Source organism: Stenotrophomonas sp. KH_029, from assembly GCF_057839765.1.
Window position 1 is genome coordinate 118,014 of the sequence record NZ_CM174498.1, and the last position, 16,014, is coordinate 134,027.

The window sequence follows — 16,014 nt, forward strand, 5'->3', positions numbered from 1 at the left end:
GGCCCTACTGCGGCTGCAGCGCGAGCGTTTCGCGCTCGCGCTGCTGCTCGGCCACCAGCCGAAGCATCAGCAGCGACAGGGTGACCACATCCTGGTGGTTGTGCTCGGCCACGCGGCGCAGGTTCACCGCACTGCCGCCGCGCAGGTAGTTCAGCCACGCCGCCGGCGCTTCCGAGCCGGGCAGGTCGTCCTCGCGCACGATCTGCAGCAGTTGGCGCTCGATGGTGGCCAGCCGGCAGTTCTCCCAGGTACCACGGTAGCGGCGGCGGGTGGGGAACAGCAGGTCGACGTGATCCAGCGGCGTGATCGGGCAGCGCTGCCGTGCCAGCCGATAACGGGTCTTGAGCAGCGGGGCGTCGTAGCAGCGGCCGTTGTAGCTGGAGAACACCGTGGTGGGCTGTAGCCAGCTGGCGAACTCGCGCAGCATCGCGGTTTCGGCCGCCATCGTGGTCATCAGCAGTTGGCGGATGCGCAGGCCGTCACCGCGCCCGGGATGGGTGTGCCAGTCCGCGGCGCCGATCATGAAGGCGCGGGTGCCGGTGCCGCCGGCCAGGCCGGTGGTCTCGGTATCGAAGAACAGCAGGTCCCGCGGCTGCACCTGCTCGCCCTCGCGCTTGGCGAAAGCCAGCGACAGCGGTTCGGTGGGGATGGCCTGGGCGACGAACGATTCGATCAGGAACAGGCCCGGTGCGATTTCCTCGCCGGGCACGTGGCGGTCCTTGGCGTTCTCGCGCGGTGCGGCCGCGCTGCTGCCGCGTTCGCGCAGCCCGAGCAGACGGCGCAGGCCGCCGATCTCGGGTTTGCGCAGCGCCGGTACCGGGGTGGCGGAAGCCGCCGATGCGGGACCGCATGCGGCTGCGCCGGTCGGTTTGTGGCGGATTTCCTGTTCGACCCAGCCGAACACCGATGCGGGTGCGGGCTTGCGCACGCGCGCGTCGTTGGCGGCGGCCGGAAGGGGGGCTGCGGGTTCGGTGGGGTGTGCCGACCAACGGTCGGCACCTACCGGGTTTTCAGGCGCCGCCGCCGTCGCATCGCCGGCCTGCCGGCGCAGTAGGCGCAACTTGTCCAGGCTCAGGCTCACGGGCCGACCACCTCGGCGCCCTGGCGCTCGCGTTCGGCCGCGGACGCCAACGCTGCGCTGTCGAACAGGTCCAGCACCTTCAACGCCAGCGCCCGCGGCGTGGTGGCATCGTCTTCCTGGCCGGCCAGCACCGGGCCGACGCAGGCCGGGCAACCGCCCTTGCAGTCGCAACCCTGCACCAGTTCGCGCGCGCGCAGCAGCAGCTCGGCCTGGCGCAGCCACAGCGGTTCGCTCAGCCCCACGCCGCCGGGGAAGTTGTCGTACAGATATACCGTGGGCACGAACTGCTGCTGCAGTTCGATCGCGCTGGCATCGAACTCGGCGCCGCGCAGCTGGCCGCGGCCGCTCTGGTCGGCCACCGCGAACCAGGCGCCATCGCCATTGCCGACCGCCTTCTGCAGGTCGCGCGCATCGGCCATCACCGCCACGGTGGCGACGATGTGCAGCGCGTAGGCGGCGCCGAGGAAGCCGTCCAGCGCCTCCTGCTTGCTGTCGAACGCGGTCAGCAGCAGCGCCTGCGGCAACTGCCACCACACTGCGGTGGTGTGCAGCTCCTGGTCGGGCAGGTTGACCGGGCCGTAGCCGATGTTCTCATGGGTGTAATAGCGGATCTTCTTGTAGCCGGCCACCCGGCGCACCACGTGCACCTCGCCGTGATGCGCATCGCCACGACCGGCGATGCAGCCGTCGAAGCGGTCCAGCACCTTGAGCTTGGTGAAGTCGATGCTGTCGGTGTAGTAGTCCACGTGGGTGCGGGTGACATAGGCCTTGCGGCCGTCCCAGTCCAGCCGTTCCACCTGGTAGGGCGTGGACTGCACCATGTGGATGGCGCCTTCGTACAGGGTCAGCGCGGCGGCCGAATAGTCCACCTCGGCGATGATCTGCTGCTTGCCGTCGCTGCGGTCCACCACCACGAAGTTGCCGTCGGCCACCGAGCGCAGGCTGACCGCGTTGGCCGGGTAGCTGTCGGCGATCCATTCCCAGCGCTCGCCCTCGCGGTGGATCACCTCGGTTTCGGCGAGGGCTTCCAGGAACACCAGCGGGTCGATCGGGCCGAACGGGTCGCCGGCCAGGAACGGCAGCTCGAAGGCGGCGCAGCGGATATGGTCGAACAGGATCAGCGGCTGGTCCGGCGCGATGCGCGCATGCTCGGGCGAGGCCTCGGCGAAGAAATCCGGATGCCGCACCACGTACTGGTCCAGCGGCTGCGAGCTGGCCACCAGCACCCCCAGCGCCGGCTGTTGGCGGCGCCCGGCGCGGCCGAAACGTTGCCAGGTGGCGGCCACGCTGCCCGGGTAACCGTTGAGCACCACCACGTCCAGGCTGCCGATATCCACGCCCAGCTCCAGCGCCGAGGTGCTGACGATGCCGTCGATCTGCCCGGCGCGCATCGCCCGTTCGGTCTCGCGGCGTTCGGTGGGCAGGTAGCCGCCACGGTAGGCGCGGATGCGCGCGGGCTTGCGCGGGTCGTGGTCGAAGATGTCCTTGAGGTACTTGGTCAGCACTTCGACCATCAGCCGGCTCTGCGCGAAGATCAGCGTCTTCAGCCCGGACTTGATCGCGATGCGGGCGATGCGGTTGCTCTGCGAGCGCGCCGAGGCGCGCAGGCCGAGGTCGGCATTGACCACCGGCGGGTTCCACAGCAGCACATGCTTCGGGCCGCTGGGCGCACCCGATTCGGTGATTGCGGTGACCGGCGCTTCGATCAGCGCCTGTGCATGCGCCTGCGGGTTGCCGATGGTGGCCGAGCACAGAATGAACTGCGGCTCCACCCCGTAGAACGCGCAGATCCGCTTGAGCCGGCGCAGCACGTTGGTGACGTGGCTGCCGAACACGCCGCGGTAGGTGTGCACTTCATCGATGACCACGTAGCGCAGGTTCTCGAAGAACTGCGCCCACTTGGTGTGATGCGGCAGGATCGCCTGGTGCAGCATGTCCGGGTTGGAGACCACGATGTCGCCGTGCAGCCGGATCGCCTGGCGCGCATCACCCGGCGTATCCCCATCGAAGGTGAAGGCTTTCACGCCCAGATCGCCGGCGCGGTTGAGTTCCAGCAGCTCGGCCACCTGGTCCTGGGCCAGCGCCTTGGTCGGGAACAGGTACAGCGCCTTGGCCTTGCCCTGCATCGCCGCGCTGACCACCGGGAGGGTGTAGCACAGTGACTTGCCGCTGGCGGTGGGGGTGACGATGGCCACGTGCTCGCCGCGCTGGCTGGCCTCCCAGGCCTGCGCCTGGTGGCTGTAGAGCTGCTCGATGCCACGGGCCTTCAAGGCGGCCGCCAATGCCGCCGGCACGTCGGCGGGCATCGGCGCATAGCGGCCGTCGCGCCCGGGAATGGTGAAGCTGCCGGTGATGCGGTCGGCGTAACGCTGCTGCAGCCGTGCGGTCAGCAGTGCGCCGTTGCGCGAGGGCAGCCCGTCGGTGGTGGCAAGGCGGCGCTCGGCGTCTTCGGTGCGCTTGGCAAGTTCGTAGGCCATGGGAACAACGGTCTGCAAAGGACGCCATGGAAGCACAACGACGTCTCAATGTTTGAGAACGGCCGGATCGACGCGTGAATGGTTCAGCGCGGTGGTGCGTCGGCCGCGCCTGGCCTCTTGACCGCGTCGTCGAACGCGTCGCGGACGCGCCCTGGTCTGGAAAGCGGCAGTATAGGCAGGTGCCCTGCGCCTCCGATCCATGTCCGGGGCGCACCGGCAGTCTTTCCCGACCGGAGTTCCATCGCGCATGCAGCGTCTGTTCTTCCTCATGGCCCTGTCCGCCCTGCCAGGCGTTGCGCTGGCGCAGCACAGCGCCGACGGCGGCACCTGCCGCAACGGTGCCTTCCCCACCGAACAGGGCGACTTCGCCGTGGCCAGGGTGACCGGCGGGGCGCGGCTGTACCTGCTGGGCGACCTCGACGGCTGCCCGGCCAAGGGCGAACCGGCGTGCCGCCAGCGCAGCTACGTGGTGGCCGGCGATACCGTGATCACCGGGCGCACGCACGGCAGCTACCGCTGCGCGTTCTTCCCCAACGCGGTGGGCGGCAGTGCCGGCTGGGTGGATGCCGCCCGCCTGCAGCCGCTGCCCGTGCAGGCCGCGCCCGCCCTGCGCGACTGGGCCGGCCACTGGAGCAATGGCGACGACAGCCTGGTATTGCGCGTGCGTGACGGCCAACTGGCCGTCACCGGCGAGGCCTTCTGGCCCTCGGCCAAGCCTACCCCGCAGCGGCCCTACGGGCCCAACCTGGGCCAGATCGACGCGGTCGCGCGCCCGCGCGGCGCGGTGGTGGATTTCGTCGACAGCGATGACGAGGGCTGCCAACTGCAGGCACGGCTGCTGGGCGGCTATCTGATCGTGTCCGACAACAGTGGTTGCGGCGGCATGAACGTGCGCTTCAACGGCGTGTACCGGCGCCAGGCCGGCAAGCACCCGGCGCCGTGACCGCCAAGGCAACCAACGAAATCTGAAGCCTGCATCCGTATCCTTGGGCGCAGCATTCAACGCGCAGGGATGATCGGCCGTGGTACGACGTGGATCCCAGGCAGTGGTACTGAGCGCGCTGCTCATGGCAGGTACGGCCGGCGCGCAGACCGCAGCGCCGCCACCGCCGCAGACCCAGCCCGCGGCGGAGGTTGCAGCGCCGGCCGCTGTGCCTGCCGATGTCACCACCCTGGGCGAAGTCCGCGCGCTCAAGCCCGAGGACGACCAGCCACTGGATCTGTACCGCTTCCGGAATCCGGTGCAGCCACCGCCCAATCGCTTCAGCCGTAGCTGGAGCGAACCGCCCACGCCCGAGCAGGTCAGCCTGAGCGGCGGCTACCTGATGATGGGCATCAACTACGGGCTGTCCAAGGCGGCGCAGGGCCTGCACAAGCTGAGCGGCGGCCCGGACCAGATCCAGCCGGCCATCGCCCGTCCGCCGCCGGAGCTGAGCGCCGACCAGCGACGTCGCGCGCAGCAGTTGTGCGCGCAGGGGGATTGCGCGGCGCCGCCCGGAAACTAGGCCGGCGTTGAATCCGCGCGCGGCCGCTGCCGCTCCAGCCACCACAGCAGGCCGCTGACCAGCACGAAGGCCAGCAGCCACGGCCAGCGTGGGCCGGGCACGCGGTGGGTGGCCGCCGGGGCATGTCCGGCACCACCCAGGTGCACGGCGTTGGCGTCGCGCAGCTGTTGGCGGTACAGCGCCTGCGCGCCGGCGGGATCGTAGACGTAGAACGCCTGGATGGCATCGCCGTGCTGCAGCTGGTGCCAGCCCGGCTGCTGCGGCCAGTAGCCGGCGCAGTGCTCGGCACCGCTGGACGGGTCGATGGCCAGGGCGGTGCCACTGCCGTCCGGGGCGCGCACCTGGGTGGGGCCCCGCAGGTTGCACAGCGCGATGCGTTCGCCGGCCCAGGGTGTTTCGCTGCCTGGGCGGACCGTGGCGCTGGCTGGCAGCGGGCGGGCCAGCGTGGTCAGTATGCTGCTCCACAGTTCGGCATGGCGGTCATCGCGGCCGGCCAGTACCAGCCGATAACTGTCGGTGACCGGCAGCAGCGCCAACCGGCCCTGGCCGATGCTGCGCCAACCACCGATCGCCGCACCCTTGGCATCGTGCAGCAGCGCGCCGGCATCGGCCGCGCGCAGGGTGAGTTGTTCCAGCGCCGGGGCGGTGGCACTGCGTGATGCGGTGTCGGCCTCGTCGGTATGGGCGGTGCGCTGGCTGGCCGGGCGCTGCGGGCCGCGTCGTGCCTGCAGCAGCGCCGGATCGGGATCGGCCGGCAGGGTCAACGGCGTGCTCTGGTTGCTGCCGCCTACCGCCAGGCCCCAGCGGCGCAGCGCCTGGCGCGCGCCGTCGGAAAGCGGCCCGGAGGTACGCACCAACACCCCCAGGCCGCTGCGCAATGCCTGCTGCACGGCGCTACGTTGCGCGCCATCGAGGGCGGCCAGGCTGCGTTCGTCGAGGATCAGCACGTCGCTGGCCGCCAGGCGCGCGGCGTTGAGCGCGACTGGGGCATCGCCCAGCATGACCCCGCCACCGGCGCTGGCCTGTGCCTGCACGGCCAGACCGGTGTCGGTGGCCCAGCGGCGCAGGTACTTGAGTTCCGGTCCCGGTGCACCGGCCACGATCAGCACGCGCGGTGCGGGCTGGGCCACGGTCTGCAGCGGGACCACCACGGTGTCCACCACGTGCTGCCCGGCATCGAGCAGGCGCAGGCTGAACTCACTGCGCCCGCCGGCGCGCGCCACGCCCTGCAGGCGCACGCGGCCGTCGTCGGCGATGCGCGCGCGATCTACCACCACGCCGGCCGGGTCCAACAGCTCGGCACTGGCGGTGGTCACGCCCTGCGCACGCGCGCGCGCGACGAACACCGCGCCCGGTGCGGTGGGCGCCGGTGGCTGCAGCGCCACCCAACCGCGCGGCGGCGCGGAGGCAAGCCAACTGACCTGCGCCGGCAGCGCGGTATCGCGATCACGCGCGGGCAGGCCATCGCCGATGACGCGCAACGACCGGGTGCCCGGGTGCTGGCGCAGCGCGGTGGCCAGATCGGGCGCGCGCGCGCTGCCGGCGCCGGGCCTTGCTTCGGGCAGGGCGATGACGGTGTCGCCAACCGTCGTCCTTGCCTGCAACGCAGCGGCGTTGGCGGTCAGCACCGTCAACCGGTGGGCGACGGCGGTGACCGACGGCGGCACCAGCGAGAGATACAGCAGCGCCGCGCTGGCGGCCTGCAGCACCAGCAGGGCAGCCAAGCGCAGGCGCGATCCTGGCCGCGGCGGCCACAGCAGGCGGGTGCTGCCGAGCAGCACGATCACGGCCAGCGCGAGGGCGATCCCGTGCGGCATGCTCATCGGCTGTCCTCCAGTGCATCCAGGTAGGTCTGTCCCATGCGCCCGGGCGCGGTGCGCCGCGACACCTGTGGCAGCGGCCGCAGCAGGGCGCGCCACAGCTGCGCACGCAGGGCCTGGCGGCAGTGGACGCAGTCCGGCGCCGCGCGCAGTTCCTCGACCGCCGCCGCCAGGCTGAGCGGGTCGGGCAGGCGCGTCTGGTTGCCGTGCAACCACCGGGTCAACGCATCCAGGTCCGGCGCGGCAGCGCTGTCGGCCAGCTGCTGCCAGACCGCCACGATCGACGGATCCGGCGCTGCCACGGCGGTGACGGTCAACGTGCGGCTGGCCAGGTCGGTACGGTCGCCGCTGAGCCGGCGACCTTCGTCGATCGGCGGCAGTTCCGGTCCTACCCGCGCCAGGTAGATGCGTTCGGCCTGCTGCACTTCCTTGATGAAGCCCAGCGCCTTGTAGGCGAATGGCAGGGCACGTTCGGGATGGCCCTGGCGCAGTTCACCTTCGGACGACCACATCTGGTCCAGCGCGGCCTTCAAGGTGGCGCGGGTCTTGGGATCGAGCAGGGTGGCCGCTTCGGCGTGGTCATGGGTGTGGCCATACTCGGACAGCACGTCGGTGGCGCTGCCGAATACCGGCGTGGCCTCGCCCTTGGCCGGGCCATGGCCGTGGTCGTCGTGGCCGGCCTGCGCATGGTCGTGGCCATCGTCATGCGCGTGGTCGTTGTCGTCATGCGCCGCGGCGGGCGTGTCGCTGGTCGGCAATGCGTCGCTGGTCGGAGGCGGGGGCTGGGGGGCGCCCTCGCTTTCCTCGCCGAGGAACTGGCCATAGCGCAGGCGCAGGATGCGCTGGTCTACGCCGATTGCATCGGCGCGCCGGGTGAATTCCCCGGGCGACAGCTGGCGGCGCTGTTTGATCAGTGCTTCGGCGTCGATGATGATCTGGCGCTGGCTGCGGAAATAGGCCGGCAGGGTCTTCTTGACCATGCCCTCCAGGTCGGTGCCCTGGATCTGCTCGGCGCTGGGCAGGCGCAGGATCAGGCTGGTGCTTTGCGCGGTCTGTGCGGTCGGGGCGTGGTTGTCGCGCACCTGCAGCTGTGCGATCACATCGTCGCCCGGCGCCGCGCCCAGCGCGGCCAGGTCCAGCGTGCGCGCGAAGCGGCGCTGGGTGGCCGGGCCGCTGCCGGACAGGCTGAAGCGCTGCTCGCGGAAGCTGATGTTCTCGCCGCTGCCCTGGGCCAGGGTGACCTTCAGCTCGGCGTTGGCAGCCACGCCGTGGTCGTCGCTGGCTTCAAACGCCAGCGCCCACTGGCGCTGGCCGGGCGTGCCCAGCACGAGGCTGCGGTCGGGGGTGATTACGCGCACGGTAGGCGGCTGGTCGGGCACAACGTCCAGCCGGTACAGGCGGCTGTCACGCAGTGCGGGGGTGGTGACGATGCGGTACAGCGCCGGGTGCGCCGCGGCCCACTGCGCGTGCCACTGCTCGCCGTCGCGCTGCAGTGCGACGCGTTGGCCATCGTGGAACTGCAGCACGGCCGCACTCGGCTGCGCGCTGAAACGCAGCACCCATTGCAGCCGGCTGCCTTGCGCCACCTTGGCATCCAGCGTGCTCTGCACGCGCGTGGGCTGGCCGGTGTAGGCCGGTGCGTCGATCTGCAGGCGGGTGGACTGCAGCCGCGGCGGCTGCGCCGGGGTGGCGGCGGGGGCGCGGCTGGCGGGCAGCAGGGGTGATGGGCCGCCGGCGTGCGGCCAGCCCAGCGCCAGTGTCGCCAGCAGCAGCGCGCCGGTCCAGGCCAGCAGCAACGCGCGCCCGGGCCAGGTCGCGCGCAGGTCGGGCATGCGTGCCTGCAGCGCGCTGGTGACATGTGCGCGCTGGCGCTGTTGCAGCGGGTTGAGCGTGTCCGGTGCGGCGAACAGCAGGTCGGCGCTGTCCTGCGCGATGGCATGGGTGTCCAGCTGGCGCACCAGCCAGCGCCGGTCGAGCCGCCGCACGCGCCAGGTGGCGATGCAGGCGGTGGCCAGCAGGCCGAGCAGCAGTACCGCCGTGGCCGCATTGAAGCCGCCCAGGCGCAGCGCCAGCGCGGTCAACGCCAGCGCAACCGGCACGCCGATCAGCATGCCGGTCCACCACTGGCGCTGGCGTGCGCGCTGCCAGGCCTGCTCCACCGCCGGGCTCATGCGCTGGCCCTGCGGCGCGGAGCGGTGGCCAGCCAGCGCTCCAGCGCGAACAACAGCACGATCGCCAACAGCAACCACGGCGCCAGCTCGCGCGGCTGTGCGCGGGGCGCGGCTGCGCCGGTCAGCGGGGTATGCGCGCCGGCCATGGCCAGTTGCGGCGCCGTGGCCGGCCTGATGATGGCCAGCAGCCGTTGCGGGAACGTTGCCTCGCGCAGCACCGGTAGTTCGGCAGGCACCAGCGGGGCGGTGAAGCGCAGCAGGCGGCCGGCGCCAACCGTGCGTTGTTCGAGCACCGGCAGGTCATCGGTGTCGCGCAGCAGCACCGACCAGGCCGCGTCGCGACGGGGGGCGGGCGGCGTGGTCAGCACCGTGCCGCCGCGCTCCAGCCACGCCTGCCAGGCTGCCGGCAAGGGCGCATCGGACAGCCACACACCGGTCTGCACGTCATCGGGGGGCGCGCCGTCGGCGCGCTGCGCTGCCAGCGGTTGGCCGGTCCACGCACGCTGCAGCGCATCGAGCACGCGCAGGGCCTGTGCATCGGCCGGCGCGCCGCCCGGTTGCAGCTGCACGCCACGCCTGCTGGTCCGCGTGGCGGGCAAGGCGGCCGACACCGTGCGCCAGGTGACCGGGCGCGACAGGCGCGGGCGCTCCCCATCCAGTCCGGGCATCGGGTCGGGCACGTACACGGTCAGCGGCGCGCCGGCCGGCAGGGTCTGGTCCAGTTCGCGCAGCAGGCTGGCCAGCGGTTGCGTGGCCGCCGGCGATGCTGCCTGCAGCGCAGGGAAGCCGGGCGCCAGCCAGCGCCAGTCGCCGTCGCGGTCGTCACCGCGCAGTGCCGCGCCGTCCAGCCCGGGGGCGACCACCGTGACCGGGTGGGTGTCGGCCGCACCGCCATGCAGCAGCGGGCGTGCCAGCAGCAGTGCCAGCGCGGCCAGCAGCAGCAAGCGCACCAGCAGCAGCGGCCATTGGTCGAAACGGATGCGCTGGCGCGGGCGGGCCTTGGCCCGCAGCCAGCGCAGCGCGGCGAACTCCAGCGGTGTGTCGTGCTGCCGGCGGGCAAGGTGGATCAACAGCGGCACCAGCCAGGCGGCCAGCGCCAGCAACCCCAGCGGGAACAGCAGGCCCAGGCTCATCGCATGCCGCCGCTGCCGAACAGGGCGCGCAGCGGCGCGTCCAGCGGCTGGTCCAGGTAGCCGGTCGCGTGGGCGATGCCACCGGCCTGCAGCCGCGCCTGCAATGCGCGCTGGGCCTGCGCGAAGCGGGCCAGGTAGTCGGCGCGCAGCGCGCGGCCGTCGCCGAGCAGCTCCTCGCCGGTTTCCGGGTCGCGGAAGCGATGGCCGTCGGTGAACGGAAAATCGCGTTCCTCGGCGCTGAGCAGCTGCACCTGGTACACATCGCGGCGTGCGCCGGCCAGGCGTTCAAGCAGCGCGGTGCAGGCTTCATCGAAACCATCGCCCAGCGCGACCAGCATGTCGCCGGCGTGCACGCGTTCCCAGACCGGGCGCAGCGCGGCCACGTCCGGCCAGCCGCCCTGCGCGCGCAGCTGGCGCAGCAGCAGGTGCGCGCGGTCGCGTTGGCGCAGGCCGCTGCCGGAGGGCAGCAGCTGCACGCCATCGCCGTTGAGCGCGATCACGCCGAAGCGGTCGCCCTGCTGCAGGGCCAGTTCGACCAGGCAGGCGGCGGTGGCGCAGGCATGGTCCAGCCGCGACCAGTCCGGGCGCGCGCGGTCGTGCTGGCGCGCCGATGCGCTGGCGTCGACCAGCACCCATGCGGTGACCGGGCTCTCGCGTTCGGATTCGCGCACGAAGAAGCGGTCCGAGCGCGCGTACAGTTTCCAGTCGATCTGGCGCAGTTCGTCGCCGGGCTCGTAGGCGCGGTACTGCGCGAACTCCAGCCCGGCACCGCGGCTGCGGCTGGCATGCTGGCCGATGCCATGCGCCCCGGACGCGCGCCGCGGCGCCAGCCGCAGCGCCTTCAGGCGGTTGCGGACATCGGCGGGGATGGCGATGGGGGCGTGGCGGTTCACGGGCGTGCGGATCAGGCCGGGAACGGCACAGCCTGCAGCAGCGCGGCGATCACATCATCGGCGCCCTTCTGTTCGGCTTCGGCGGCGAAGGACAGCAGCAGGCGGTGGCGCATCACCGGGGCGACCAGGGCCTGCACGTCCTCGCGGGTGGCGGCGAAACGGCCCTGCAGCAACGCCCGCGCCTTGGCCGCCAGCACCAGCGACTGCCCGGCGCGCGGGCCGGCGCCCCATTTGATCCAGTGGTTGACCGCCTCCGGTGCGCCACTGCCGGGTCGGCTGGCGCGCACCAGCCGGGTAATCCAGGTCAGCACGTCATCGCTGACATGCACCTGGCGCACCGCGGCCTGCAGCGCCAGCACGTCATCGGCATGCATCACCTGCGGCACCGTGCCACTGCTGCTGCCGGTGGTCTGCAGCAGGATGTCGCGCTCTTCCTGCTCGGTGGGGTAGTCCACCCGCACGTGCAGCAGGAAGCGGTCCAGCTGCGCTTCGGGCAGCGGGTAAGTGCCGGCCTGTTCGATCGGGTTCTGCGTGGCCAATACGAAGAACGGCGCCGGCAGCGCGTAGGTGGTGCCGGCATAGCTCACGGTGCGCTCCTGCATCGCTTCCAGCAGCGCGGCCTGGGTCTTGGGGGGGGTGCGGTTGAGTTCGTCGGCCAGCAGCAGGTTGGTGAAGATCGGGCCCTGCTGGAAACGGAAATGGCGGTGGCCGGTGCCGTGGTCTTCTTCCAGCAGTTCGGTGCCGAGGATGTCGCTGGGCATCAGGTCGGGGGTGAACTGCACGCGCCGGAACTGCAGCTCCAGGGCCTGGCCCAGCGAGCGTACCAGCAGGGTCTTGCCCAGCCCGGGCGCGCCTTCGAGCAGGCAGTGGCCGCCGGCCAGCAGGCCGATCAGCAACTGTTCGACGACGGCGTGCTGCCCGATCACGGCCTGGCCCAGCGCGGCGCGCAGCTGCTGCAGTTTGGGAAGGAGGGCGTCAAGGCTGTCGGTATTCATAGGGCACTCGCGGAAAATCGGCGTAGAGCCACGCCATGCGTGGCTGAAGAAGCGGGAAGGAACCTAGTTGTTCAACGCATACATCACGATGTTGACCCCGAAGCGGGTGTTGTCTTCGGCCAGGAAGCGCTTGTTGCGCCAGTCGTAATCCCATTCGCAACCGTAGTCCTTGTTGCTGTAGAGCAGGCCCAGCCGGCCGTCCACCTCGATGCCCTTGAGGTAGTCGTGGACCAGGTCGTCGCCCCAGCCGTTGAGCTCGAAGCCGGTCGCCGGCGGGCCGTCGGGAAAGCGGAAGAAGCTGCGGTACAGCGCATGGGAGTTGGGCAGCTTCTTCAGCGCGCCGGCGCCGAACAGCTTGCCCATCTGCGCTTCGAAGGACTTGGCGAACAGACCGTCGATGTCGTGGTTGCAGTCATCGACGAACACAAAGCCGCCGTTGCGCACGTAACGCACGAAGTTCTGCCGCTCGGCGGCATTGAACTCGACCAGCTTGTGCCCGGCCAGGTAGCAGAACGGCGCTTGCAGCATGCGTGGATCGGACAGTGCGAGCACATGCTCGTTCGGGTCCACCCGCAGGGAGGTGTAGTCGATCAGCGAGGTGATCAGGTTGGACGGCATGCGCGCGTCCACGTCCCAGTCGCCGGAGTCGTACTTCAGGCGGGTGAACCAGAAGTCGTAGCGCCCGGCCTGGGCGCGCGCGCCGGTGGGCAGTGCCGCGAAGGCGGCACTGCCCAGCATCAGCCGCAGGAACCGGGCGCGGTTCACGCGCGCAGGCCTTGCAGGAACGGAGCGGCCGTGGTCATTGATCGCATGCGCCGTTCCGTCTCCCGCCTACACCGCGTCGGACAGCGAGGTGAAGGTGAAATCGCGCAGCTTCATCGGCGGAATCATCATCACGAAGCTGGACTCGTCGCCGGCCACGCGCACCGGCTTGCCCAGTTCTTCGATGTTGTTGAGCATGATCACCGGCGATTCGTTGAAGCGGAAGTTCTTCACCGGGTACTTGATCTGGCCGTTTTCGATGTAGAAGGTGCCGTCGCGGGTCAGGCCGGTCAGCAGCACGGTCTGCGGATCGACCATGCGGATGTACCAGGTACGGGTGACCAGGATGCCCTTCTGGGTGCCGCGGACCAGCTCGGCGGTGCTCTTGTCGCCGCCGCTCATCAGCAGGTTGCCCGGAGTGGCATTGGCGGTCTTGCCCTGCTTCTGCGCCCAGAAGCGCGAGTACTCCAGGTTGGCGATCTTGCCGTTCTCGATGATCGGCAGCTTGGTGCGTGGCAGGCCTTCGCCGTCCCACGGCAGCACCGGGGCCTCGGGGTGCCACGGGTCGGCATGCATGTTCACCCGCGGGTCGAAGACCTGCTCGCCGAGCTTGTTGCCGCCGCCCTTCTTGGACAGGAAGCTGCGCCCTTCGTCGGCCGAGCGGGCGCTGAAGAAGTTCATCATGAAGCTGATCAGGCCGGCGGCGGCGGCCGGTTCCAGGATCACCGTGTACTTGCCCGGTTCCAGCGCTTTGGCTTCCTGCGATTCGGTGGCCTTGCGCATCGCGATGCGGATGTCCTGGTCGGCCTTGAAGTCGGCGGCATCCTTGAGGTTGCGGCCGACCCAGCCCGATCCGCGGCCGTCTTCGGTGCGCACGGTGCAGGTGTAGTCGAAGCTGGTGCTGCGCTGGTAGGCGAAGTTGCCGTTGCTGTTGGCGGTGGCGTAGAAACCCTGGCCGTCCTCCAGGAAGCCGGCGGCGATCAGGCCGTTGCCGCGGCACGGGGCGATCGAGTCGGCGGCGACCTTGGCGCGGAATGCCGGGTCGATGGCGGCGGTGGAGGCGCTGAAGGTCGGGCTGGGGGTGTAGGTCTGCTTGCCGATGGCCGGCAGGAATTCCGGGTTCTCCGGGGCCAGCCGGGCCAGGTCTTCGGCGCGGCGCACCACCCGTTCCAGCGCGGCATCGTCGAACTCGTTGATCGAGGCGGTGCCCACGCGCTTGCCGAAGGCCACGGTGACCGCCAGCTCGGTGTTGTCCACGATGCCGCTGGTGGACACGTTGTTCAGGGCGAAACGGATGTTGCCATTGATCGAGCCGCCCAGCACGGCGGTGCACTCATCGGCCTTGGACAGCGCGATGACCTTGTCGAGGATGGCCTTGGCCTGTGCTTCGGTGAAGATACTCATGGTTGGTAGGCTCCTGACCGGTCAGCCGAGGCTGCGCGCGGTGTTGATGACGTTGATGCCGTTGAAGCGCGCGGTGGACGAGCCGTGCGAGACCGCCGAGACCTGGCCCGGCTGGCCCTTGCCGTCGAAGAACGAACCGCCCAGGCGGTAGTCGCGCTCATCGGCCACGGCGCTGCAGGCGTTCCAGAACTCCGGCGTGCGGATCTGGTAGGCCACGTCCTCGAGCATGCGGGTGATCTTGCCGTTCTTGATTTCGTAGAACAGCTGGCCGCCGAACTGCGCGTTGTAGCGCTGCTGGTCGATCGAGAACGAGCCGTCGCCGATGATGTAGATGCCGTTCTCGACGTCCTTGACCAGGTCGGCCACGCTCAGCGGGGTCTTGCCCGGCGCCAGCGACACGTTGGCCATGCGCTGGAACTGCACGCTGGACCAGGAATCGGCATAGCAGCAGCCATCGGAGGCGGTCTTGCCCAGGATATGGGCCTGGTCGCGGATGGTCTGGTAGTCGACCAGCTTGCCGTCGCTGATCAGGTCCCAGCGCTTGGTCTGCACGCCTTCGTCGTCGTAGGCCACCGCGCCGAGGCTGCCCGGCTGGGTCTTGTCGGCGAAGATGTTGACCTTGTCGCTGCCGTACTGGAAACGCTGTTCGCGCTTGTCCAGGGTGGCAAAGCTGGTGCCGGCGTAGTTGGCTTCATAGCCGAGCACGCGGTCCAGTTCCAGCGGGTGGCCGACCGATTCGTGGATGGTCAGCCAGGTATGCGACGGGTCCAGCACCAGGTCGTACTTGCCCGGCTTCACCGAGGGCGCCTTGAGCTTTTCCTGTGCCTGCCTGGCCGCAGCGATCGCATCTTCCTTCATGTCGTAGGAGGAGCTGTAGTTGACCACCCCATTGGGGGTGAGCACCTTGCCCGCGGCGGCGCCGTCCATGTACTCGTAGCCCATGCCCATCGGCGCGGACAGGCCCTCGCGGGTGCGGAACTTGCCGCTGGCCTTGTCGATCGCGGTGACCGTCATCGGCGCCCAGATGCGGTGCACGTCCTGGTCGATGTAGGAACCATCGGTGGAGGCGAAGTACTTCTGCTCGTTGACCAGGAACAGCATCGAGTTGACGAAGCTGGCGCCGGCGCCGAGGGCGGCGGCATTGACGTCCAGCAGCAGCTCGACCTTCTCCTTGATCGGTACGTCCATCGCGTTCTTGCGGATCGGGGTCTTCCAGCTCACCTCGCCGACGCCCGGGGTGGCGGCCAGGCGCACCGGCGCGGTCTGCACGCCAGCGTTGGCCTTGGCGATCGCCGCGGCCTGCTGCGCGGCGCGGGCCACGTCGGCGGTGCCGAGCTGGTTGGTGGCGGCAAAGCCCCAGGCGCCATTGACGATCACCCGGATGCCCACACCGGTGGACTCGGTGTTGACCACGTTCTGCACCTTGTCCTCGCGGGTGATCACGAACTGGCGCAGGTAGCGCCCGATGCGCACATCGCAGTAGGTGGCGCCGGCCTGGCGGGCGGCGGCCAGCGCCGCATCGGCCAGGCGCTTCTTCAGGCCCAGGTCCAGGGTGCTGTGCAGCTGTTCGGCGGCGATCGCCTTGCCGAAGAACGACGGCACGATCAGACCGCCAGCGGTAAGCCCGGTCAGGGCCAGGAAGTCACGTCTTTGCAAGGCAGCTCTCCACGTCGGTGTGGGGGTGGCAGGGAAACGTCTGGATTGGCGCCACCGCAGGCACGATCAGGCCGCTGCCGGCGGTGGGGTGTAGCGGAAAACAGGACAGCCATCGCG

12 protein-coding genes are annotated in these 16,014 nt (G+C 70.4%); 2 read left to right on the forward strand and 10 right to left on the reverse strand.

Going from position 1 to position 16,014, the window contains the following annotated elements; translation table 11 throughout:
- Positions 1-4: 4 nt before the first annotated feature.
- Both AC3ITM_RS00535 and AC3ITM_RS00540 read right to left on the reverse strand, forming a co-directional pair.
- Entirely contained in the window at positions 5-1,081 is a 1,077-nt protein-coding gene (locus AC3ITM_RS00535; protein ID WP_489267561.1) for a ribonuclease H-like domain-containing protein, read from the reverse strand.
- On the reverse strand, positions 1,078-3,558 hold the full coding sequence (locus AC3ITM_RS00540; protein ID WP_489267563.1) for a DEAD/DEAH box helicase: 2,481 nt from the start codon (positions 3,556-3,558) through the stop codon (positions 1,078-1,080). The genes AC3ITM_RS00535 and AC3ITM_RS00540 overlap by 4 nt, the downstream gene beginning before the upstream one ends.
- Before the next feature lie 247 nt (positions 3,559-3,805).
- On the opposite strand from AC3ITM_RS00540, the gene AC3ITM_RS00545 reads away from it, so the two are divergent.
- On the forward strand, positions 3,806-4,501 hold the full coding sequence (locus tag AC3ITM_RS00545; protein WP_489267564.1) for a hypothetical protein: 696 nt from the start codon (positions 3,806-3,808) through the stop codon (positions 4,499-4,501).
- 124 nt (positions 4,502-4,625) lie between these two features.
- Positions 4,626-5,063 (forward strand): hypothetical protein, encoded by a 438-nt coding sequence (locus AC3ITM_RS00550; RefSeq protein ID WP_489267566.1) that lies wholly within the window; start codon positions 4,626-4,628, stop codon positions 5,061-5,063.
- Here the strand turns inward: AC3ITM_RS00550 and AC3ITM_RS00555 are convergent.
- The 8 genes from AC3ITM_RS00555 to AC3ITM_RS00590 form a co-directional block, all read right to left on the reverse strand.
- Positions 5,060-6,886, reverse strand: a complete 1,827-nt coding sequence (locus tag AC3ITM_RS00555) for a hypothetical protein (protein ID WP_489267568.1) — start codon at positions 6,884-6,886, stop codon at positions 5,060-5,062. The two genes, AC3ITM_RS00550 and AC3ITM_RS00555, sit on opposite strands and share 4 nt — an antisense overlap.
- Complete coding sequence (locus AC3ITM_RS00560) at positions 6,883-9,054, reverse strand: hypothetical protein (protein ID WP_489267570.1); 2,172 nt, start codon at positions 9,052-9,054, stop codon at positions 6,883-6,885. The genes AC3ITM_RS00555 and AC3ITM_RS00560 overlap by 4 nt, the downstream gene beginning before the upstream one ends.
- Entirely contained in the window at positions 9,051-10,181 is a 1,131-nt protein-coding gene (locus AC3ITM_RS00565; protein ID WP_489270146.1) for a BatA domain-containing protein, read from the reverse strand. The genes AC3ITM_RS00560 and AC3ITM_RS00565 overlap by 4 nt, the downstream gene beginning before the upstream one ends.
- A 2-nt stretch (positions 10,182-10,183) precedes the next feature.
- Positions 10,184-11,080 (reverse strand): DUF58 domain-containing protein, encoded by an 897-nt coding sequence (locus tag AC3ITM_RS00570; protein ID WP_489267572.1) that lies wholly within the window; start codon positions 11,078-11,080, stop codon positions 10,184-10,186.
- Positions 11,081-11,091: 11 nt separating this feature from the next.
- Positions 11,092-12,075 (reverse strand): AAA family ATPase, encoded by a 984-nt coding sequence (locus AC3ITM_RS00575; RefSeq protein WP_489267574.1) that lies wholly within the window; start codon positions 12,073-12,075, stop codon positions 11,092-11,094.
- A 63-nt stretch (positions 12,076-12,138) separates the two neighbouring features.
- Positions 12,139-12,813: a DUF4159 domain-containing protein gene (locus AC3ITM_RS00580; protein ID WP_489270147.1), complete on the reverse strand. Its 675-nt coding sequence runs from the start codon at positions 12,811-12,813 to the stop codon at positions 12,139-12,141.
- A gap of 93 nt (positions 12,814-12,906) precedes the next feature.
- Entirely contained in the window at positions 12,907-14,241 is a 1,335-nt protein-coding gene (locus AC3ITM_RS00585; protein WP_489267576.1) for a TldD/PmbA family protein, read from the reverse strand.
- A gap of 21 nt (positions 14,242-14,262) precedes the next feature.
- Positions 14,263-15,897, reverse strand: a complete 1,635-nt coding sequence (locus tag AC3ITM_RS00590) for a TldD/PmbA family protein (protein ID WP_489267577.1) — start codon at positions 15,895-15,897, stop codon at positions 14,263-14,265.
- Between the last annotated feature and the right edge of the window lie 117 nt (positions 15,898-16,014).

What these genes read in the sequence shown, in the direction of transcription:
- AC3ITM_RS00540 (WP_489267563.1), bottom strand. Translation starts at nt 3,558, where the DNA reads ATGGCCTACGAACTTGCCAAGCGCACCGAAGACGCCGAGCGCCGCCTT.
- AC3ITM_RS00585 (WP_489267576.1), bottom strand. Translation starts at nt 14,241, where the DNA reads ATGAGTATCTTCACCGAAGCACAGGCCAAGGCCATCCTCGACAAGGTC.
- AC3ITM_RS00560 (WP_489267570.1), bottom strand. Translation starts at nt 9,054, where the DNA reads ATGAGCCCGGCGGTGGAGCAGGCCTGGCAGCGCGCACGCCAGCGCCAG.
- AC3ITM_RS00580 (WP_489270147.1), bottom strand. Translation starts at nt 12,813, where the DNA reads ATGCTGGGCAGTGCCGCCTTCGCGGCACTGCCCACCGGCGCGCGCGCC.
- AC3ITM_RS00555 (WP_489267568.1), bottom strand. Translation starts at nt 6,886, where the DNA reads ATGAGCATGCCGCACGGGATCGCCCTCGCGCTGGCCGTGATCGTGCTG.
- AC3ITM_RS00575 (WP_489267574.1), bottom strand. Translation starts at nt 12,075, where the DNA reads ATGAATACCGACAGCCTTGACGCCCTCCTTCCCAAACTGCAGCAGCTG.
- AC3ITM_RS00545 (WP_489267564.1), top strand. Translation starts at nt 3,806, where the DNA reads ATGCAGCGTCTGTTCTTCCTCATGGCCCTGTCCGCCCTGCCAGGCGTT.
- AC3ITM_RS00550 (WP_489267566.1), top strand. Translation starts at nt 4,626, where the DNA reads ATGGCAGGTACGGCCGGCGCGCAGACCGCAGCGCCGCCACCGCCGCAG.